At 30.4% G+C, this 20855-nt stretch carries 23 protein-coding genes; 2 read left to right on the top strand and 21 right to left on the bottom strand.

The genetic code is table 11. The features are described from left to right. Positions 1–300: 300 nt before the first annotated feature. The 5 genes from BC962_RS14975 to BC962_RS14955 all read right to left on the bottom strand — a co-directional run bounded on the left by BC962_RS14975 (position 301) and on the right by BC962_RS14955 (position 4976). Positions 301–792: a hypothetical protein gene (locus BC962_RS14975; protein WP_121346840.1), complete on the bottom strand. Its 492-nt coding sequence runs from the start codon at positions 790–792 to the stop codon at positions 301–303. Positions 793–1035: 243 nt separating this feature from the next. Further along, on the bottom strand, positions 1036–1704 hold the full coding sequence (locus BC962_RS14970; RefSeq protein WP_121346839.1) for a hypothetical protein: 669 nt from the start codon (positions 1702–1704) through the stop codon (positions 1036–1038). Between the two features lie 166 nt (positions 1705–1870). Then, positions 1871–2575, bottom strand: a complete 705-nt coding sequence (locus tag BC962_RS14965; RefSeq protein ID WP_121346838.1) for an SUMF1/EgtB/PvdO family nonheme iron enzyme — start codon at positions 2573–2575, stop codon at positions 1871–1873. Between the two features lie 144 nt (positions 2576–2719). Continuing rightward, the gene (locus tag BC962_RS14960) at positions 2720–3835 is read right to left on the bottom strand and encodes an FG-GAP repeat domain-containing protein (RefSeq protein WP_121346837.1); all 1116 of its coding nucleotides are present in this window, start codon (positions 3833–3835) and stop codon (positions 2720–2722) included. A gap of 148 nt (positions 3836–3983) precedes the next feature. Further along, positions 3984–4976 (bottom strand): hypothetical protein, encoded by a 993-nt coding sequence (locus tag BC962_RS14955; protein ID WP_121346836.1) that lies wholly within the window; start codon positions 4974–4976, stop codon positions 3984–3986. Between the two features lie 254 nt (positions 4977–5230). Here BC962_RS14955 and BC962_RS14950 point away from each other — a divergent pair, with 254 nt between their 5' ends. Together BC962_RS14950 and BC962_RS14945 are read left to right on the top strand one after the other, a co-directional pair. Beyond that, positions 5231–5611 (top strand): hypothetical protein, encoded by a 381-nt coding sequence (locus tag BC962_RS14950; protein ID WP_245984240.1) that lies wholly within the window; start codon positions 5231–5233, stop codon positions 5609–5611. Positions 5612–5904: 293 nt separating this feature from the next. Continuing rightward, positions 5905–6285 carry a hypothetical protein gene (locus BC962_RS14945; protein WP_245984239.1) on the top strand — a complete coding sequence of 127 codons (381 nt, stop codon included), beginning with the start codon at positions 5905–5907 and terminating at the stop codon, positions 6283–6285. A gap of 224 nt (positions 6286–6509) precedes the next feature. Here BC962_RS14945 and BC962_RS14940 read toward each other — a convergent pair whose 3' ends face one another. The 16 genes from BC962_RS14940 to BC962_RS14865 all read right to left on the bottom strand — a co-directional run bounded on the left by BC962_RS14940 (position 6510) and on the right by BC962_RS14865 (position 19317). Beyond that, a complete protein-coding gene (locus BC962_RS14940) occupies positions 6510–7139 on the bottom strand; it encodes a hypothetical protein (RefSeq protein WP_121346835.1) in 630 nt (209 codons plus the stop codon). Between the two features lie 155 nt (positions 7140–7294). Then, positions 7295–7765 (bottom strand): hypothetical protein, encoded by a 471-nt coding sequence (locus tag BC962_RS14935; RefSeq protein WP_121346834.1) that lies wholly within the window; start codon positions 7763–7765, stop codon positions 7295–7297. Between the two features lie 118 nt (positions 7766–7883). Then, entirely contained in the window at positions 7884–8840 is a 957-nt protein-coding gene (locus BC962_RS14930; protein ID WP_121346833.1) for an HNH endonuclease, read from the bottom strand. A 161-nt stretch (positions 8841–9001) separates the two neighbouring features. Next, the gene (locus BC962_RS14925; RefSeq protein WP_121346832.1) at positions 9002–9562 is read right to left on the bottom strand and encodes a hypothetical protein; all 561 of its coding nucleotides are present in this window, start codon (positions 9560–9562) and stop codon (positions 9002–9004) included. Positions 9563–9730: 168 nt separating this feature from the next. Then, a complete protein-coding gene (locus tag BC962_RS14920; RefSeq protein WP_121346831.1) occupies positions 9731–10135 on the bottom strand; it encodes a hypothetical protein in 405 nt (134 codons plus the stop codon). Between the two features lie 170 nt (positions 10136–10305). Further along, positions 10306–11430: a TlpA disulfide reductase family protein gene (locus BC962_RS14915; RefSeq protein ID WP_121346830.1), complete on the bottom strand. Its 1125-nt coding sequence runs from the start codon at positions 11428–11430 to the stop codon at positions 10306–10308. A 171-nt stretch (positions 11431–11601) separates the two neighbouring features. Continuing rightward, on the bottom strand, positions 11602–12150 hold the full coding sequence (locus BC962_RS14910) for a hypothetical protein (protein WP_121346829.1): 549 nt from the start codon (positions 12148–12150) through the stop codon (positions 11602–11604). Positions 12151–12152: 2 nt separating this feature from the next. Further along, positions 12153–12641, bottom strand: a complete 489-nt coding sequence (locus BC962_RS14905) for a hypothetical protein (RefSeq protein ID WP_183075522.1) — start codon at positions 12639–12641, stop codon at positions 12153–12155. 156 nt (positions 12642–12797) lie between these two features. Continuing rightward, the gene (locus BC962_RS14900) at positions 12798–13100 is read right to left on the bottom strand and encodes a type II toxin-antitoxin system RelE/ParE family toxin (RefSeq protein WP_121346827.1); all 303 of its coding nucleotides are present in this window, start codon (positions 13098–13100) and stop codon (positions 12798–12800) included. Then, entirely contained in the window at positions 13100–13321 is a 222-nt protein-coding gene (locus tag BC962_RS14895) for a hypothetical protein (protein ID WP_121346826.1), read from the bottom strand. Before BC962_RS14895 ends, BC962_RS14900 begins: the two co-directional genes overlap by 1 nt. 223 nt (positions 13322–13544) lie before the next feature. Next, complete coding sequence (locus BC962_RS14890; protein ID WP_121346825.1) at positions 13545–13886, bottom strand: hypothetical protein; 342 nt, start codon at positions 13884–13886, stop codon at positions 13545–13547. A gap of 236 nt (positions 13887–14122) precedes the next feature. Beyond that, on the bottom strand, positions 14123–14482 hold the full coding sequence (locus BC962_RS14885; protein ID WP_121346824.1) for a hypothetical protein: 360 nt from the start codon (positions 14480–14482) through the stop codon (positions 14123–14125). Positions 14483–14674: 192 nt separating this feature from the next. After that, positions 14675–15130 carry a hypothetical protein gene (locus BC962_RS14880; RefSeq protein ID WP_121346823.1) on the bottom strand — a complete coding sequence of 152 codons (456 nt, stop codon included), beginning with the start codon at positions 15128–15130 and terminating at the stop codon, positions 14675–14677. A gap of 131 nt (positions 15131–15261) precedes the next feature. Then, positions 15262–16884: a MutS-related protein gene (locus BC962_RS14875; protein ID WP_245984237.1), complete on the bottom strand. Its 1623-nt coding sequence runs from the start codon at positions 16882–16884 to the stop codon at positions 15262–15264. A 182-nt stretch (positions 16885–17066) separates the two neighbouring features. Continuing rightward, a complete protein-coding gene (locus BC962_RS14870) occupies positions 17067–17954 on the bottom strand; it encodes a peroxiredoxin family protein (protein WP_121346821.1) in 888 nt (295 codons plus the stop codon). A gap of 763 nt (positions 17955–18717) precedes the next feature. After that, positions 18718–19317, bottom strand: coding sequence for a hypothetical protein (locus BC962_RS14865; protein WP_121346820.1), 600 nt, complete (start codon positions 19315–19317; stop codon positions 18718–18720). Positions 19318–20855 lie beyond the last annotated feature (1538 nt).

The raw sequence follows: 20855 nt of genomic DNA, 5'->3' as shown, positions 1-20855 counted from the left end.
ACGGTGGTTTTTATACCAATTAGATTATCTTAATTTCTTTTAAGTCAAAGTTTAAAATCCACTTTTTCTTAATTCAGTTTTTATATTTGTCAGCTACCGGATTCTTTATTTAGGACGACTAATATTCTTCTTTGCAGAATGCTCCCATTATAGGCAACGGTCTTGGTTAAGGCAAGTAGCGTGGAGTAGGGACGCGTTCTTGTCGGCTTTGTTGTTTTTACTTGGTATCTAAATTACACTTTTTCGACTAAGCCCGCTATTTGCGCTTAACCGATGTTGGCTGTAGTATTATACACGAATCTAATATTTATCGTGATATTGAAATACCTTAAATTCTTTAGAACTCTCATCTACAAATTTTTCAAATAACTTATAATGATCTTTATCTGGAGCGTGAACATGATAAGAATATTCAACTCCATCATTGGTTTCTATTGTTACTTCAATCTGAATGCCATGAATCACAACTCGATTTTTATTCCTTTCAATTTCAGATAGGATATCTGCTTTTGATAGAACGATGGAGTCACTAATTTTGATACTTGAATCCTTCGCTGAATAATTAAAACTTTCTTTTGTAAAGATTTTTGATCTTTCGTGGATACTATTTAGTTCTTTATTTTCAGCTGCTTTTCTATCTTTTTTATTCCATAATTCTTCTATTCTTTCCTTATCAGCTTTATTATATTTTTGTTCGCCTGTATATTTTAAAAAATAGATTTTAGAATTTTTACTACTTCTATAAATGTCCAAGATATATTCATTACCTGTTTCATTGCTACTCACTTTCATTTTTAAATGATAATCGTTTTGAGCAATACAGTTTATATTTGTCAAAAGGAATAAGAGAATTAGGATCTTGTACATTTTTGAATTTATGTGAATATTACAGCCAACGGTCTTGGTTAAGGCAAGTAGCGTGGAGTAGGGACGCGTTCTTGTCGGCTTTGTTGTTTTTTACTTGGTATCTAAAATACACTTTTTCGACTAAGCCCGCTATTTGCGCTTAACCGATGTTGTGAGCTGTTTGTTACACTAATATTTAGTCATATCAATATTATCGAAATCTTGTATTTCAGACAACTTTATCAAGTTTTCAATTTTAATTTTCTCCCAAGTTTCTTTGAAAATTCCCACTTCATCTTGTGAATTCATGTTTTCATTTTCTAAAACTTGTTTTTTCTTTGTTAGAAAATTAATACTTGTTTTGTAATTCACAATTGGTCCACGATTTTCACTTGATTCATAACCAATTAATCGATAGTCAGATTTACCATATCTAAAAATATACTCCCAATTTCCATATCGGCCATGTGCGTAATGAATTTTTAAAATGTTAGTATGAATCTCAATTGAAAGTTCTGGAGGATAATAAACGCCGCCATCTTCATTTTCAGAGGAGAAGCAATCTAAATTCTTAAGAATTGGTTCATAACCATTTTCAGTGTTCAATAGCACAATTATTCCTCTTCTATTACGATCAACTATATCTCCAAATCTATTTTCAACTATATTTTCCTCTTTTGTATTCTTGATAATCAAAATACAATCTTCTAATCCATCCTTATTAACATCTCCACTATGCTCTTCAAGCAATACATATCCATTCGGAATAAATCCAGCTGTTGATTCGGTTTGAGCATTTCCAGGACTGTTATAGAAAAGAAAACTTAGTAAAATTAAAAAATTGAAATTTTGATTCATTTTTGTTCTTCTGATTTTTTCAAATTGCTCACAACGGTCTTGGTTGAGGCAAGTAGTGTGGAGTAGGGACACGTTCTTGTCGGCTTAGTTGTTTTTTACTTGATGTCTAAAATAGCACTTTTCACCAGAATGCCCGCTATTTGCGCTTAACCGATGTTAGCAATTGTTATGGTTGAATTTCACATACACAACGAAACCCTGTAATATCATTAGGAAATTCATTCGGAGTAATATTTTTCCAATTTTCTCCAAAAACGATTTCTGACATTGTAAATTCTGAAATATTATACAGGACGAAATTCTTTTCTATATTCATAGTTTTAAATTTGGTAGGATTTTCACCATCAATTAATTTGAACTTGTTCCCTTTAGAGAAATATTCTTTAGCCAAAATCATTTCACTCTCTTGTGGTAATCTATAATTAATTTTATAATTGACGTTTTCATTTTCATTCGACCATAAATACAAGACCATTTCTGTTCTCCAATTACAATAATCTATTGCTTGTTTTTTTGTCACATTGAGAACTGGAGAATATTTATATTTATAATTTTCAAAGTAATTTTTCCTAGTTAGTAAACTTCCTTTCTTATTTAGATTTTTTAAAAAAGATGGATATAATAATCTTACTCGGTCAAATTTCTTATCCGTACTGTTATGTAAGTCTGCGAATGATTCGAAACCTTTTTTTCTGATAAAATGCTTAGCAGTCAAATATTCTAAAAACATTAAATTATTTACAGGAACTTTATCAATAAACAAATTGTCTTTCAAAAATATTGTTCCAGGTGGAATTTTTAAGTTCTCTTGACTAAATAAATATGTACTAGTCACATTAAAAATTAAGAATAAAATATAAAGTTTCTTCATAATAATTGCTAACGGTCTTGGTTAAGGCAAGTAGCGTGGAGTAGGGACGGCTTCTTGTCGGCTTTGTTGTTTGATACTTGGTCTCTAAAATAATACTTTTCATCAGAATGCCCGCTATTTGCGCTTAACCGATGTTGCCCACAGTTATTTTTTCTGGGTTCTATAATACAAATTCCAACTTCCTGAGTTTGATTCAATGATATCTAGAAGTCCATCGCTGTTCAAATCTCCAATTTCTATGTTGTATGTATCATCATTTAAATCTTCCCTTAATCCGATTTCTTGAAATTTCCCATTCTCTCTGCCCATAAAAACATAATTCCGTTCTTCTGAATTTCCTTCTACTATGTCTAAGTTTCCGTCTTTGTCTAGATCAGCAACTTTTATAGATGAAGTCATACGATCTTCTTTAAATTCGAATGTTCTATCAAATGTCATTTCCTTATCGCCAAAATGAATAATATTTTTTGAGCCTAGATTTCCAGTAACAATATCCAAATATCCATCTTTATCGAAATCACCAACATCAATAGAACGAGTTTCATCTTCCTCGTTACCGAATTCTATTTTCTTTGAGAAATTCTGTTTTCCATCATTGAGATATACTTTGTTCTTAGTTTGTCTTTCTGCTGTAATTAAGTCTAAAAAACCATCTTTATTTATGTCTATTATTTTAGTTTGAATTGTCTGGTCGGATTGACTTCCAAACGATATAATTTTCTCAAAATTTCCTTTTCCGTCGTTTAGACAAATTTCGTTTTCAGCTTTTCTATTTGAAAGTATAAGGTCAAAATCTCCATCATTGTCAATATCTGCTATTTCAAGATTTCTTGAAGGTGATATGGATCCAAAAGAAATTCCTTTGTCAAAGTCATTATCTGAAGAACCAAAAAATAGTTTATTATCAATATTGTCATTAGCAACTGCAATGTCCATAAATCCATCATTATTGAAATCCGCACTTTTTACAGCGTAAGATGCGTCAAGAATGTTTCCTATTGGAATTGCCATTTTAAAGCCTCCTTTACCATCATTATAAAAAAGGTAGTTCTGTTCTGCCCAGTGTCTGCCATTCGCAACAAGGGCGTCTAAATCTCCATCCTGATCTAAATCTGACAAGCTTATTGAAGCAGTTCTATTAGATTGAGTTCCGATTGAAAAGAATCCATCAGCATTAAGAAATGATACATCTTGTGAAAACCCATTTATTGAAAGGAATAGAGAGGCAAAAATTATTATATATACTCGAATTTTTCTCATAATTGTGGCAACGGTCTTGGTTAAGGCAAGTAACGCGGAGTAGGGACGCAAACTTGTCGGCTTTGTTGTTTTTTACTTGGTGTCTAAAATATCACTTTTTCGACTAAGCCCGCTATTTGCGCTTAACCGATGTTAGGCAAAGTATGATCTAGTAATAATCTATTTCCCTTTTTGTAAAAGTTAGCGGTTTATAGTTTTTGAATGAATACTTTTTAATCCAATTATTTTTATCATCCAAAATATAATTAAATTTCCAACTATCTAAAGTGTCGCCATTTTCAATTCTCAAGTTTTCGGTCAGATTTTCTTGATGATTAAATTTTTGAACTGTAATGATTCTATAATCAGATGGAGGAGGTATAATTCTGTATTCTATCAAAATGTTCTTTTTAAAAATATTCTCAATAATTGTGTTTTCTGAATTGTTTTCCAATTCTGTGGGATATTCATCTTGATAGTTTTTATAAGTAACGATATCAATTAAAGTACCCCAGTCATTATAATCCGTAATCTTTTCTTCGATTATGAGGTTATTTCTATTATACAATTTCTCTACAATTTGTATTGGAGTATTTTCATTTTTGTATTTGGTCTTTTTAATGATATTTTGATTTTCATCAAATTTCATGATTAAAATTCCAGTTATAGTATCTTCAACGAAATAGGTCTGTTTGATTGTTCTGTTTCCTTTATTTCTTTCAAAAATTACAGTTCTTTCAAAGTTGTCATTTGAATAAATAATTTTAGAGATACTATCTTTTTGATTATAGAAATATGTAGAAATAGATGTGGATCCACGTCCGTAATAATCGTTTTCTATAAGTTTTTTTAGTTTTCCCTTTTCATATCTATATTCAGATTCATTTTCTATTTTACCATTGCTCAAAAATTCTTTTTTAAAGACCCGATTACCTTCTTTATTAAATACTAGAATTTCATTTCTATCAAAAGATCTTGAATTTACCTGTTGGCCAATTTCAAATGTATCATTAACCTGAACTAATTCATAAAGTTCGGATTTCACTTGTTTTACTTCTCCATTCAAATTGGCCTGAGTCAAGTCATTTTTTGGAATTACCTTTTTTGAACACGAAAATGCAATTGTCAGAATTATTAATATGGAAAAAAATCTTGCTTTCATATTGTGCCTAACGGTCTTGGTTAAGGCAAGTAGCATGGAGTAGGGACACGTTCTTGTCGGCTTTGTTGTTTGATACTTGGTCTCTAAAATAACACTTTTCATCAGAACGCCCGCTATTTGCGCTTAACCGATGTTACCTGCTGGCTTAAAGTAGAATTATTTTCTTCAAGTGATTTTTTAATTTCCTTCTAATTTATAATTAACTTTTATTCGTAAATTACTATTAATTAGATTGTTATGTCTTCCATTCTTTTATGGGTCAATATTTATCTAAAATATTAGGGCAGTTTACCCGAAATAATATTCAAACTATGGATAAGGTTAGAAAAAAATCAAGAAATAAAATTTACTGGATTCTATTAGTTTTATCGATAGTTTTAGGTTTAATATTATATGTTTTTTTGCAACAACAATTTAGTTTTCAATTTCTGGTATTTTTCTCTGGTCTTCCTTTCTTTTTATTTGTTACTGCTAGTTTTGGTTTACTTTGGTCAAAAATTAAACCTTATGGAGAGGAAGTTTATATTAGTCATGCTTTAATAATAGGTTTGCTTTTTGTTATTTTATTTTTTATCCATACTTGGATAATACTGCCTCATCTATGTCCAAATTTAGATCTCTGTTTTTCTAAGTGATTTTTTAGTAAATATTTTTCAGGAAATCTCATTAAAATCAATCTTTTTTTTAGTTCAGATTACGGTGAAGCTTGCAGGTAACGGTCTTGGTTAAGGCAAGTAGCGTGGAGTAGGGTTACGTTCTTGTCGGCTTTGTTGTTTGTTACTTGGTGTCTAAAATAGCACTTTTCACCAGAATGCCCGTTATTTGTGCTTAACCGATGTTACCTGCTGGCTTAAAGCTGAATTATTTTCTTCAAGTGATTTTTTAATTTCCTTCTAATTAATTAGATTGTTATGTCTTCCATTCTTTTATGGGTCAATATTTATCTAAAATAATAGGGCAGTTTACCCGAAATAATATTCAAACTATGGATAAGGTTAGAAAAAAATCAAGAAATAAATTTTACTGGATTCTATTAGTTTTATCGATAGTTTTAGGTTTAATATTATATGTTTTTTTGCAAAAAAAATTTAGTTTTCAATTCCTGGTATTTTTCTCTGGTCTTCCTTTCTTTTTATTTGTTACTGCTAGTTTTGGCTTACTTTGGTCAAAAATAAAACCTTATGGTGAGGAAGTTTATATTAGTCACGCTTTATTAATAGGTTTGCTTTTTGTTATTTTATTTTTTATCCATACTTGGATAATACTGCCTCATCTATGTCCTAATTTAGATCTCTGTTTTACTAAGTGATTTTTTAGTAAATATTATTCAGGAAATCCCATTAAAATCAATCTTTTCTATTAGTTCAGATTACCGTAAAGCTTGCAGGTAACGGTCTTGGTTAAGGCAAGTAGCGTGGAGTAGGGACGCGTTCTTGTCAGCTTAGTTGTTTTATACTTGGTGTCTAAAATAGCACTTTTCACCAGACTGCCCGCTATTTGCGCTTAACCGATGTTGTTGCAAGTTTTTGTAAACTAATTTTGTTTCGGAGGCGGAATCGGTGGAATTATTATTAAAGCTCTATCTCTGAAATATACTTTTAGATATAATGTGTCTGGGGTTTTGTCATTTAAATCGTTAAACCTTGCAGATAGATCCAATAGCAATTTATTTACTTTTTTTGATTCTACATCATCTTTAAAATAAATTTCAATTCCAGCTCGGTCTGGTGAATCCGAATAATTGAAATCTTTTCCTTTATTTAATAAATGTCTTTCCAAAATTATATCTAAACTATCTATAGAATGCCTGATTTCATAATTAGTTAAAATCGAATCATTTTGAATAAATATTCTTGATCTAAATGTAGGACAACTAACTATATTACTTTCCGAACATTCATACCAAGGTAAAAGTTTAAATCTTTCATCTCTATTTGAATAATTAATAATTGGAATTGAGTCTTGACAAGCAATTTTATCAATCTCAGTGAGTAATTCTCCATAATTTTTTATGCTGTCGATAAAAATATTCTTCTGAATTAAATTCTGTTCAAATTTTCCTTTTTCAGGATAGTAGAATTCTTTCTTTTCTAAATCATCATTCTTGCTTATTTGATTGCAAGAAAATAGGAGTAGAATCAGAAAAATTGGTATGTATTTCATTTTCTTCAAAAATTTGCTACAACGGTCTTGGTTAACGCAAGTAGCGTGGAGTAGGGACGCGTTCTTGTCGGCTTAGTTGTTTGTTTCTTGATGACTAAAATAAAACTTTTACTTGAATGCCCGCTATTTGCTGGTAACCGATGTTGTATAACGTTTTATTGCAATTTGCTGATCATAGTTAATATGTCAGATTTTGTGTATTCTCCATTTTTCGATATATAACTTCCATTCTTATGGATTATTAATAATCCGAAACATGTATTCTCTTTATTGAAAAATTTATTTAGAAAGAAATTAGAATAATCTGGAAAATGCTTGTCAAAATCAATTACAGATTTCACTCTTTTCGAGTCCGAGTAAATAAAAACATTGCGGATATTTATTAATTTAATATCAGAATAAAATTCATCCCACCACTTATTTGCCTTTTTTGGACTTTTATAATTGTCATACCAACAATTACTATTGGGTTCTTTAAAATTAATAATTATTAAATCTGATTCATTCCAGCCGTAGTTTTCGCGAATAAATTGCAATTCATCACTATCCAGCTTGTTATCAAATTGATTTGGTTTTGAAGCATTTGATAGAGTTAAAAAAGAAAAAATTATTATAAAAATCTTCATATAAAATGTTTTACAACGGTCTTGGTTACCGCAAGTAGCGTGGAGCAGGGACGGCTTCTTGTCGGCTTAGTTGTTTGTTAGTTGATGTCTAAAATAGTACTTTTCACTCGAATGCCCGCTATTTGCTGGTAACCGATGTTGGCAACTGGCTTTTTGTCCAATTTATATTTGATTTATTACTCTTACCAATATTACAATCAGAGCATAATGTTTGTAAATTATTCATTTCAGTTAATCCTCCTAATGAATAGGGTAAAACATGATCAATATGTAAAATGACTCCATTTTTTTCAGGATTCTTCCCACATAAAACACATTTGCCATTATCTCTTTCTAATATCTTAAATCTAATTCCTAGAGGTATCGTTCTGTTTTTTTGAGAAACGATCATTTTATTTGACATAATTTCTATTTCATAATTCTTACTTTCATATAAATTATAGTCAAATTTATAACTTGGTAATATTTCCAATTCGTAACCTTTATTACCCATAAAATGACCTTTAATTATAGAAATAGCAATGAAGTCATTTATGAAGCGTTGTGCAGTAGTATTTAATAATTTGTTAGTTTTTGTGTCAAAAATCCCAAATATTAAATCGTTATTATCGGTTACATCTAACCCCAATTTCCTAAGATAATTTGTAAATATCAATTGCTTATTACGTCTATATTCGGAAGCTAAATTTTCATTTGTTTTTAATCTCTCAACAAATTTAATTTTCTGTGTTAAAAATATAATTCCTTCTGCATCCTTTTGAGTATCCAAGTTTAGCATAAATAACATGCCCTTTTTTCCATTAAAAGAACTGTTACAAAACAATCTAAATTGATCATTTCTACTTTCACATAATTCTAATGAAATCTCTAAATTCCCTTCCATTATTTGAAAAGTATAATTATGCTTTTTGTCTAATAAATTTTCATGGAGGTTAAATTTTTTAGATAGAATGGTATTTCCTTTAATACCATTTTTGTAATCAATTCGGAAGTTTCCAATTGTCAAATCTTTGGGAAGCTTTGTGTTTCGTAATATCTCTCCGAATAATTTTGCATTTTTATAGGAATCTTTCATTTTTTTGTTTTCAGCTTGTTGCCAACGGTCTTGGTTAAGGCAAGTAGCGTGGAGTAGGGGCACGTTCTTGTCGGCTTTGTTGTTTTTTACTTGATGTCTAAAATATCACTTTTCATTGGAATGCCCGCTATTTGCGCTTAACCGATGTTAGCTGTAGTATTCTAGTTTATAACTGGTTTTTTAGATTCATTTTTATAATGTTTTTCGAGTTCTGAAATCAATTCAAAAATTTCTGGATGGGATTCTTTTGTGGGAGATTTTGCGTAAATATCTTCAGAATTATGTTCATTTTTCATTAAAGATATTTTTACTATATATCCATCTAACATAATTCTCTTATCTGGCTTAGTTTTTAAATTATTTTCTATTTTTTTCCAATTTTTGATTAGATCGTTAACGTAGTTTATAACAGGATTTCCATTGGGAATTATTAATGTATCACTATTATATTCTCTATTATTCTCAATAATTTTGATTGCTTTCTTATTTGAATTCTTTGAATTAATTTTTAGCAACCTCCGGATTTCTATACTGTCATTTTTTGAAATATTAGTAGCATACGGCTTACTAACAATCATTGTTGTATTTTCTTCATGATTCTTTATCTCTATATTATGAGTTTTAGTCCCGGTATAAGATAATTTTAATTCAAAACTTTCTTTTTCTTGACAGAATCCACTTATAAAAATAAGCAGGATAATATATTTTAAAGTCAATTTCATTCTATAGTGTGATTTGTTTGAATATTACAGCTAACGGTCTTGGTTACGGCAAGTGGCGTGGAGTAGGGACGGCTTCTTGTCGGCTTGGTTGTTATTTAATTGGTCTCTAAAATAGCACTTTTCACCTGAATGCCCGCTATTTGCGCGTAACCGATGTTGTACACTGTTTTAAATTTCTCGAATTATCTTTTGTACTTCTTTACCCTCTGAAATTAGTCGGAAATCTATCTTGTCAAAATTTCTATAAGTTGACATCTCCTCTTTTAAGACATTCTGTATTCTTTCGCTTTTCTCGATCAAGTAATTTTTAGGAATAGAATGATTATTCTCGTTTGCTATTATTTTGACATTTAAAGTATTTGTCTGAGATTTTTTTGACAAAAACTTTATAGATTGTGTTGAATATCCGAATTCAATGTTTTCATCGAGATCAATTTTCGATATAATTTTCTGGTTAGAATTTAGTTCCGTTGCTTCACTAAGATTTGGAGCTTTTTCAGATTTTTCAAAACTATTACAGCTTGAAATATTTATTAGTAATAATAGTAGACTTAAAATTTTAAATTTTCTCATTTTCAATTTTTAAAATTGTGTACAACGGTCTTGGTTACGGCAAGTAGCGTGGAGTAGGGACGCTTTCTTGTCGGCTTAGTTGTTTTTTACTTGGTGTCTAAAATAGCACTTTTCACTCGAATGCCCGCTATTTGCGCTTAACCGATGTTGGCTAACGTTTTTTTTTACAATTAAAGTAATTTAGAAGATATCAATGTTTCAAGTTTTGCTTCCAAATCTTTTAAGCTTTTATCTTTCTTGTCAGCACCACGATAGCGGTCAATTATAATTCCATTTTTATCAATCAAAATGTATGCTGGGATGGGCTTTACTCGATATAATGAGTTAATAGAGCCCTTCTCTCGGATATTGTCCGATCCTACATAAATGTGGTGCCAATTTAATTTTTCATCCTTTATGTTTTCTTTCCAACTGGTTTTATCTTTATCAAATGACACACCGATAATTTCCAGCCCCTTTGAATGGTACTTATCAAAAATTCTCTTCACTCCGGGAATTTCTTTTTTACAAGGCACACACCAACCTGCTCCAAAATCTAATAATACAGTTTTTCCTTTAAATTGATTCAAACTTAAAACATTACCATCACTATTTTCTGAAGAAAAACCAGGTGCTACATCTCCTGAATCAACGATAGGTATGAAGGATTCGATTGTCTCCTGAATATCTAAACCATAAAACGACTCTTTTATAATTGGGTCCAGACCAGCATAAAGCATCTTAAGTGAATCAATCGGCATTTCTTCACTATGAAAATTAATCATTTCTGCACTTACATATGAATTGGGATTATTGATAGCATATTTGAGGTGGATATTTTTAACTTCAGCCAATAGTTTTCGCGCCTTTTCCCTTCCAGTTTCTTTTGATTTAAGTTTTTCATAATATGGTTTAATTTCTTTAGCCAGGTGCTCATATTCAATTTGGCTTTTAGAACCAGTAATTAGCGCATCAGGGAATTGATCTTCCTTAAGGTCTATTTCCATTTCATTTGGTTCTAAAAAAAACCGTAATCGATTAGGGTCTTCCATAAATACACCCGTTAAATTGCTTGTCAATACAACCAATTGTGGATGGATAAGAGAACCTTGTTTAAAAAAAGAATTATTTTCTACTACTAATGTGTCGGATATGTAAACATCGCTACTATCAATATAACTTAAGACTACATATTCTGTATTTTGACCATCAACTTTACCTTTTAGTGTAAAAGTCTTACTATTGGATTTAGGTTGATTACAGGATGTTAAAATAAATAATAAAATAGTAAATGTTGTGAGACCTTTAATTTTCATTTCTTAGAATTATGTTGTTCAATATTTAGCGTTTAAAAATGTTTGCCAACGGTCTTGGTTAAGGCAAGTAGCGTGGAGTAGGGACGCGTTCTTGTCGGCTTTGTTGTATTTTACTTAATGTCTAAAATAGCACTTTTCATCAGAATGCCCGCTATTTGCGCTTAACCGATGTTAGCCACAGTTACTTATTAAAACTCTTAATTTTCTTCTTAGATTATCCCAATCGGCAGAATCCCATTCAGACGTTTTTAATGTTTCGGTATAACTGATTAAAACTTTTTTAAGCTGAATCAAGAATCTGGAAGCATTAATTGTTTTATTTGAGTTTTTTAAAAGTTCTCCATCTCTCCTGATTTTCCAACCATTAGTGGTTTCCGATTGATGTAAAATACCACATCTTACATTTTTATAAAAATCAGAAGAACAAGATCTAAAATCAGAAAATTCAGGTTCTGAATTAAAAAAGGATTTAAATGCAGCTTCGCTTCTATTTTTAGAAGTTTCCCAGCCATTTTTAAATGATTCTAAAGACTCGATCATTAGGCAAGAAATAGCCATTATACTAAAGCCATGTTTTTCATTTTTATTTAAATTTTTTATAGGAATAATATACCTTTCAGAGAATCTTTCTAGTATAAAGTCAGCAATTTGGATTTTGTCTGAATTTGTAATCAATAATGTTAACTGGTCATCATTAACTGATGAAGATAATTGGGTCATATTTACTTTTTAATAATTTTGTCAATATCTGTTATCATAAACTTTAGCATATCCCATTCTCTCAACTTTGTATTCTTATTATTAACATCCTTGCGAATGGATAAGATAAATGAAGCAAATTTTTGCATTGCTGTCTTAATGTCATTTTCAGCTTCGTTTTTATAAAAACTTTGCATCATTTCATTGTAAGAAACCACCATTTCATCTGAACCAAATGTAATAAGATTAAAAGCTGCTTTTCGATATTCTACGGAACCCATTTTTGAGGTTGCTAGATCTTTTGTTTTTTTGCTAGCATTTTTAGAAAATAACACTATTAGTGGATGTAAAAGTTCATTGTAAGTTTCTATTCTACGTTCTAAAGCTCTTTCCTCAATGGCTTGTAGGTCTTCTTTTCTTGATTTTAAAAACCAAGTTATTATCCCTCCAAGCGCAATTAATATTGGAGCTCCTAATCCTATAATTAAAGGCATAATTTCCATGTCGGTCATATCTAATTGTGGCTAACGGTCTTGGTTAAGGCAAGTAGCGTGGAGTAGGGACGCGTTCTTGTCGGCTTTGTTGTTTGTTACTTGATGTCTAAAATATATCTTTTCATTGGAATACCCGCTATTTGCGCTTAACCGATGTTGGGCTGCGTTGGTTTTTTACAACTCTTTTTCTAATTTATCGGGATTTTGTCTCGTGTCAAATATTGTAACAATTTTAATCTGGTCGGAGTCAAATCTATAATACAAAGTTGTTTGCTTTGTGATTACACATTTCCGCAAACCTGGATCCTTTTGAGATTCAGGAAAAGTTTCTGGTTCTAGCTTTATAATGTCAATATTATGGTCTAATTTTTTAATAAAATTAGATTTCACCTTTGCAGACCAATTTTCGAGTAGATATTCAAAAAGTGAACTTAATTTCTTTTCAGCTGTTTTTGAAATAATGACCTTTCTATTCATTATCTATGTTTAGACATAAAGGTTTCGTAATCTGTGATTTTTCCTTCCTTTATTTCTAATGAAGCTTTTTTAATTTCAGCTATTTGATCAGAATTTAAGTCATCCAAAAAGTCATTGGATTTTTCTTTTCTGAAAATTTGTTTAATTGATTGAATAATCCTAGGATTGTTAGTGTTTAACAACAATTTTGCTAATTCTATTTTTTCTGCTTGAATATTCATTTCTTAATCATTTATAACAAAAATAAGGATTCTTCCTTAAAATTAAGTTGAATTTTTGCTGTTTTTAATGCTGCCCAACGGTCTTGGTTACGGCAAGTGGCGCGGAATAGGGACGCGTTCTTGTCGGCTTAGTTGGTTTTTACTTGGTGTCTAAAATAGCACATTTCACCGGACTGCCCGCCATTTGCTCGTAACCGATGTTGGCAACAGTATTTTTTATTTCTCAATCGAGAATATTCATAATGTATTCCATTTCTCGTTTTTTATTGACCGTTTTTGTTTTCAATTTTATCTTATTATTTTCGATACTCATTATTTTAAATTCAAAAACATTTCCTAGAATCTGGTTGTATAGAGAATCGTTAACTTTAAAAACAGTCATTTCATATTCACATTCAGATTTCCAGTGGATTTTGCTATGATAAACGAAATTTACAGTTGTACAGCTGTCGACTTGGATCGAATCTATTCTTTTCACTATAAATTCGTTCGATTGAGAATCCAGATATTTAAATTTTCCGTTTTTAATATCAAAACATTCTTTTTCCTGTGCTGTAATTAGCATTTAAAAAAACAATAATATGATTATGCCTATTTTTTTCATATTGTTGTCAAAGGTATTGGTTAACGCAATTAGTGTGAGTAGGGATGCTTTTTTGTCTGATTTATTGTTGGTTACTTGGTATCTAAAATATCACTTTTCACTGAAATACCCGATGTTGGTAACAGTATAAATTCTAAAACTTATATTATTCTTAATGTTATCAATTCAATAAAAAATGATTTCCTTCCTTTTATTATTTAAAATCCTGCCTTTCTAATCAAAGATTCATTTATGATTTGTTGGTTCAATAAAATGCTTGAGTTCTTAGGATTATCGCTTTCGTATTTAACAGTAAAAAATTTATTTTTAGTTTGTAAACGAAAATCTTTAAAAATTTTAGTGTTTCCTTTTGTTTTATTTCCGTCAACATAAAAATAGTAATCGATCACTGTTCCTGGAGTAACTCCTATTTTCTCCACTTGTTTAAAAACTTTACCTACCGTTGTTTTATTTTGTGCTTTATTACTTTTCTCGTAATAAAACTGTATTAAAATAAATATTAATACAATCAGTAGAAAACCTATAATAACATTTCTATTTTGATTTTTCAGATTCATATTGTGAACTTGAGATTACCTTAAATTATCTGTTAAAAGGCATGATTTTTTTAATATTGTTGCCAACGGTCTTGGTTAAGGCAAGTAGCGTGGAGTAGGGACGGCTTCTTGTCGGCTTTGTTGTTTTTTACTAAGTATCTAAAATACACTTTTTCGACTACGCCCGCTATTTGCGCTTAACCGATGTTGCCTTTAGTTTTTTGTTCTAATAATATCGTTTAAAGTTACGGTTCTATTTTTTCCGTATTTATTATTTGTTTCAATTTCAACATGTATGATTTTTTTCTCTTTATCCAGTTTAGTTGAGAAATAATAGCTTCCATATTTCTGGTCAAGTGTATCTGGATTAATTTTTTTTCCAGCTACCAAACTATCATATTTTATGAATTGAGTTTCGGTACCATAGGCTACAATAACCATTTTACTTTTCACCGTGGAATTAAGTCCGTAAGTATTATCTGTGTCAAAGTTGTTTTTATATGAAATACTGTCAAATACATATTTGTTATCTATTTCAGATATGATATTTTTCAGACTGTCATTTTCTTTTTTTAAAAGATGAAATTCGTTTTCATAATTGTCGGTATTTCTTTTGTCACAATTTGTGAAGAATGATATTATAAAAATCAATAAAAGTAGTTTTCTCATTTCAAAAAATTAATGGCAACGGTCTTGGTTAAGGCAAGTAGCGTGGAGTAGGGACACGTTCTTGTCGGCTTTGTTCTTTTTTACTTGGTCACTAAAATAGCACTTTTCACCAGAATGCCCGCTATTTGCGCTTAACCGATGTTAGCCAAAGTTATTTTATCCAAACTTTTTGAATTCTCAATAATTTCTAACGGATAATTATACAACTCTAATATTTTGATAGCATTACCACTTTTCGGTTTTCCTTGTTTAATCTTGTAATCAAAAATTAGTCTGTCATTTTCTATAGTTTCCGAAAAATGATATAAATCAAATTTTTCATTTTTTAATAATTCGGTAAGCTCCAAATCGTGTGTAGAAACCATTACAATGTGGTTCTTTTTATTCAAGTATGATAATATCGATTTTCCCGCGGCGATTCTCTCAACAGTATTGGTTCCCTTAAAAAGCTCATCTAATATAAATAGACTGCAATCTTCTTGTTTTGAAGCATCGATTAATTCTTTAATTCTAATCACTTCTTCTAAATAATAACTAGTGTTATTCAATATATTATCTGAAATTCTAATTGATGAATAAACCTTGAAAAATGGAGTTTCAAATTTTGTAGCGAAACAAAAATTTAATGTTTGTCCTAAAATTGCATTAATACTAAAAGTTCTTATAAATGTTGTTTTACCAGACATATTGGATCCAGTTAGAAGCAAACTTTTATTCTCTAAGCTTAGATCATTAGGAATACAATTTACAATAAGCGGATGATAGATATCTTCTGTAAAAACTTCTTTCTTGCTTATAAATTTTGGCGTGCAACATTTTAAATCACCCTCTTGTATGGATGCACAAGATATCGCAGAGTCAATTTCACCTATGAAGAGAAAGAGGTTTTTAATATCCTCATTTTTATTTTCTAATGATTTCTGAAAACTGTAAAAAAGGATAGGTTCTAAATTGAATGTGATTTTTATGATTTCTGATACGAACCAAATTAAAAGAGCATACTCATTATCCAGTTTTTTCTCCCACTCCATAAATCTAATTTTTGATAAGATAGATTTCACGTTTTTCAAGAAATTAAAGTCTTGATAAAAAGATTTAATTTCTTCAGACGAGCTTAAATTCTTAGCAACTTTATAACTCGTCGCTAGTTGACCAACACCATTTAAATAATATTGTATCGAAGACTTGTTTTTATAATGAAAAACAAGATTAATGAAAAATATAGGGATTAAAAGTAGAAACCAAGTTGGATCAAAAAAGCTTAAAATAATGGATGAAATTGCAGCTATTGATAGTAGACGAAATAGCCAGATATTTCCAAATGTTTCTAAACTTTGTGAGCGAAATATTTCTTCTAAGTAATATGCTTTGTTTGAGGACAGTTTTGATAGTTCTACCTGGCTTTTAATTCTTAATGATGTATTTAACTTGAGGGTTTCGGTCAGTTTTCCAAATCTCCTTAAGTCAGAAATATCTGTTATCGTTCTAAGTTTATAGTAAAGAAATTGCTGCCCTATTTTTGAAGTGGTTCTATCCAAAAACTTGAAAATTGCATTTAGATCTAAATCATCCCAGGTATTGTCAGAAATTGTTTGCAATATTTCTTCTTGAGTTTTATGATTTTTAAAAAACTGTTCAATTAAATCAAAATCGAAATACTTTGCATTTTTAGGTTTTCCCCAATTTTCTATTACAGTTTTTTTTACATTTTTATTTCTGCGTTTTTTTAATTGGATACCAACAAGGTAAATCATAATCAAAATTAGAATAGAGCCTAAAATCCAGTTCATATAAAAACGTAATTCTTCATTAATAATTTGGGCTAACGGTCTTGGTTAAGGCAAGTGGCGTGGAGTAGGGACGCGTCCTTGTCGGTTTTGTTGTTTTTTACTAGGTATCTAAAATACACTTTTTCGACTAAGCCCGCTATTTGCGCTTAACCGATGTTGTGAGCAGTTTCACTTAGTTCCTCCTTTAATAATTTGTCCAATTCTTTTGGTTCAATATTCTTGGCAATAATTTCTTTATTTGGTCCAATTAAAAAGTTGGTGGGTATAACGTGAATGCCATATTGATATTGAACGATACTTTCTCGACCATTTGGATCTCTTAAATTGATCCAAGGTAAATTATCCTTTTCAATTGCATTTAGCCAATTTTCGTCATTTGTATCGCTTGATATACTTATTACAGTAAAATTTCTATCCTTATATTTTTCAAAAACCTTAATCAATTCTGGATGTTCTTTTCTGCAACCAGAACACCAAGAAGCCCAAAATTCTAATAAGGTATAATCATTTAAATTATTAGAAATCCTTATGGTATCCCCTTTAGAATTAGGCAATATAAAATCACTGTATTTATCTGAAATCTCGGGATTTCTATAATATTTAATGTATTCTTGAACAATTTCTCCCTTGTCGGATGACTTTATTGCTGGGCTTAAAGATTTGAAAAGTTTTTTAGTTATATCTTTTCCCCAACTAAACTTAAAACCATTCAAAGTTTCAATTGATACCAAAGAGTTTGGATTTTTCAGGATAAAATCTTTAAAAATTGTTTCCTGTTGTTTCTTGTTATCATTAAATAATCTTTGAAGAGAATCTTCTTGAAATTTATTCAATTCTTTACTTCTCATTTGATTACTTAATGAATCCCAAGTTTTATTGGTTTCAACTAGTTTTTCATCTAGTTTTTTTCGATCAATTTTTTCATTAGAAATTGTTAATTTATCTTTTGGGTCTTCTTGAGTATTACTTTGCTCTTTACACGAAACAAATATCAATGTCAGAATTAGTAATAGGAATATTTGTTTGCGAATCATTTTATTTCTTTAAATCTTGATTGGTGAAATTGCTCACAACGGTCTTGGTTAAGGCAAGTGGCGTGGAGTAGGGACACGTTCTTGTCGGCTTAGTTGTTTTTTACTTGGTGTCTAAAATATCACTTTTTACTCAAATGCCAGCTATTTGCGCTTAACCGTTGTTGCCTAGCGTGGCGATACGACGGAATATGTTATTTTACTGTCTGCCTTTTTTGTCCTTTTTGTTCTTTTCTGAATCTTCAGTTTTTTGAGTCCGAGTGATAATCAGCTTTTAAATTCTAAAGTACAAATGTTCTTTTGTTCTTAGTCAAAATTGTCATTTTTCACATCCGAGTGAAAGTCAGCGCAGTGCTTTTAAAATCATTTGTTCTTAGTTTCTATTTTTCATTTTACTTTTTCCCGTCCGAGTAAAAGTCAGCGTACTGATCGGAAGAGGATTGTTTTTTTACACTTTTCATCTTTCCGAATACTGATGACTTAATCAGAATTTAGTAGTTTTAATTGTATTCCAAAATCTTGAAATAATCAGCGAAACAGTTGCGAAAGAGTGAGTTTTTATCAATTAAAAACTTCAAATATGTTCTTTGATTTTTTTTCCGAGCAATGCTTGGCAACGGTCTTGGTTAAGGCAAGTAGCGTGGAGTAGGGACGGCTTCTTGTCGGCTTTGTTGTTTGTTACTTGATGTCTAAAATATATCTTTTCATTGGAATGCCCGCTATTTGAGCTTAACCGATGTTGCCTAACGTTTTGTTTGTCGACTTCTCAATAATCGTCCTCGCTTTTTGGCGGAGGTGGTGGCGGTGGAGTTTGTCTCAAATAACTAAATAAAAATCGCAATTTTATTGAATCTTCGACTTCATTTTTCACTTCATCAAAGTCCCGTGTCAATTTTGTCAATAATTTTTTTAAATCTGCCCCGGATTTACTTGTGTCAATTGTTATTTCTATTGCAGCTTTATAAGCTGATTCCGAGTAATATGGAATATTATTATTGTTTAAATAGTGCCTTTTTAATATTCTCTTAAGTTCCGAAACAGGATATCCGTTGTCAATTAAAATAGAATCTGATGTTATACTCAGCATATTTCGTTGTTTAATCAGTCCATTTCCGCGTACAGAAGGAATTATTCTTTTAGTTATTTTATTATCTTCAAATTCAATTATTGATAGTATTCCATTATACTGATTATTACCAATCCAATTTGTGATTTTCTTGAAATTCATTTGAGTAGTATCCAAGATCATCTTTTGAATCTTGTCTTTATTTGAAATTTCAAAATTTGGATAATATCGAACTTCACTTGTTTTTTCATTACAAGCTAAATTCATTAGGATTATCGATATGAGCAGAATTTTCTTCAAAATGTTTGGCAACGGTCTTGGTTAACGCAAGTAGCGTGGAGTAGGGACGGCTTCTTGTCGGCTTTGTTGTTTGTTAGTTGATGTCCAAAATAGCACTTTTCACCCGAATGCCCGCTATTTGCTGGTAACCGATGTTGTAGCCAGTAGCTTTTATCCGAGTAAGAACTTTTTTTAGCGTTCTGATTTTAAAAAATATTATTTTAAACCTCTTTAATTTTATCACTTTTCACACTTGAGTGATGTCGGTGATTTCCATTTTAAATCATACTATTTTTTGTAGCTAACAATCCTGAGTAAAAGTCAGAATAAGAACTCAAATCATTTAGGTTCGAGTAAAACGCAAAGTCAAAATATCAAAACATCATTTTAAAATTTGTGGTTGGCAACAGCCACTCTTTGTTTTTTAGGCTTCTAAAAATTCAAAACATTTGTCAATTTTAAAATAACCAATATTAGAAATGTAATTCCGGTAATAATATATATGGCATCTTGCCAATAAAAAGTTCGTGCTCCCCATGTTTTATAAATTTTACCATATTTTGTTTTGATAGTACTACGAGTAAACTTCCAATAAATTAAAGAGATTATTAAAAAAATCGATACTGCTATTACTATTACCCAATTCTTTTCCATTTTTCGATTCTTTAGTTTATTTCCTTTTAATTCTTATTTATAATTAATGGTCAGATATGTTCTTTCCTAAATCATGTTTTCTAGGCTATTGGCTACAACGGTCTTGTTTAACGCAAGTGGCGTGGAGTAGGGACGCGAACTTTTCGGCTTAGTTGTTTTTTACTTGGTGTCTAAAATAATACTTTTCACCAGAATGCCCGCTATTTGCTGTTAAACGATGTTGTATAGCGTTGTTTTTCTTCGGAATATGTTATTTAGTTGCCAGCCTTTTTGAGTCATTTTGTTCTTTTCTGAATCTTGATTTTATTTTTTGAGTTCGAGTAATATTCAGTTTTAAGTTTTTTTGTTCTTAATTAATTTGTCATTTTTCACGTCTGAATGGAAGTCAGAATTATAGAACTAAAGGAATTCAATTTATCCATTTTTCACGCTTGAGTAAAAGTCAGAATAATAAGTTGAATGCATCAAATTTTAGTTTTTTAAGTTCGAGTAAGGATCCGCGATCTGATTTTAAGAGCATCCAATTTTCATACTTTTCATCCTTTTAAACTTTCTCAATAAAACTCAAGTTTGAAAAGTTTATGTTCTTAAATAAAATCTTGAAAAAGTCAGCGCAACAGTTGCGAAATATTGATCTTATGTAATCAGATTTATGATATTTTTTTTGAGTTTTTCTCTCTAAAACAATGCTTTACAACGGTCTTGGTTACGGCAAGTAGCGTGGAGTAGGGACGCGTCCTTGTCGGCTTAGTTGGTTTTTACTTGGTATCTAAAATAGCACTTTTCACCGGACTGCCCGCTATTTGCTCATAACCGATGTTGGCAACTGGCTTTTGTAAGTTAACATAATTAGTAATCCCACTATTAATCATCTGGTCTTTCAGGAATGTAAACAACATCGATTT

The organism is Gillisia mitskevichiae, from assembly GCF_003634585.1.
Classification (GTDB): domain Bacteria; phylum Bacteroidota; class Bacteroidia; order Flavobacteriales; family Flavobacteriaceae; genus Gillisia; species Gillisia mitskevichiae.
This window is presented reverse-complemented; position numbering and strand designations above follow the sequence as displayed.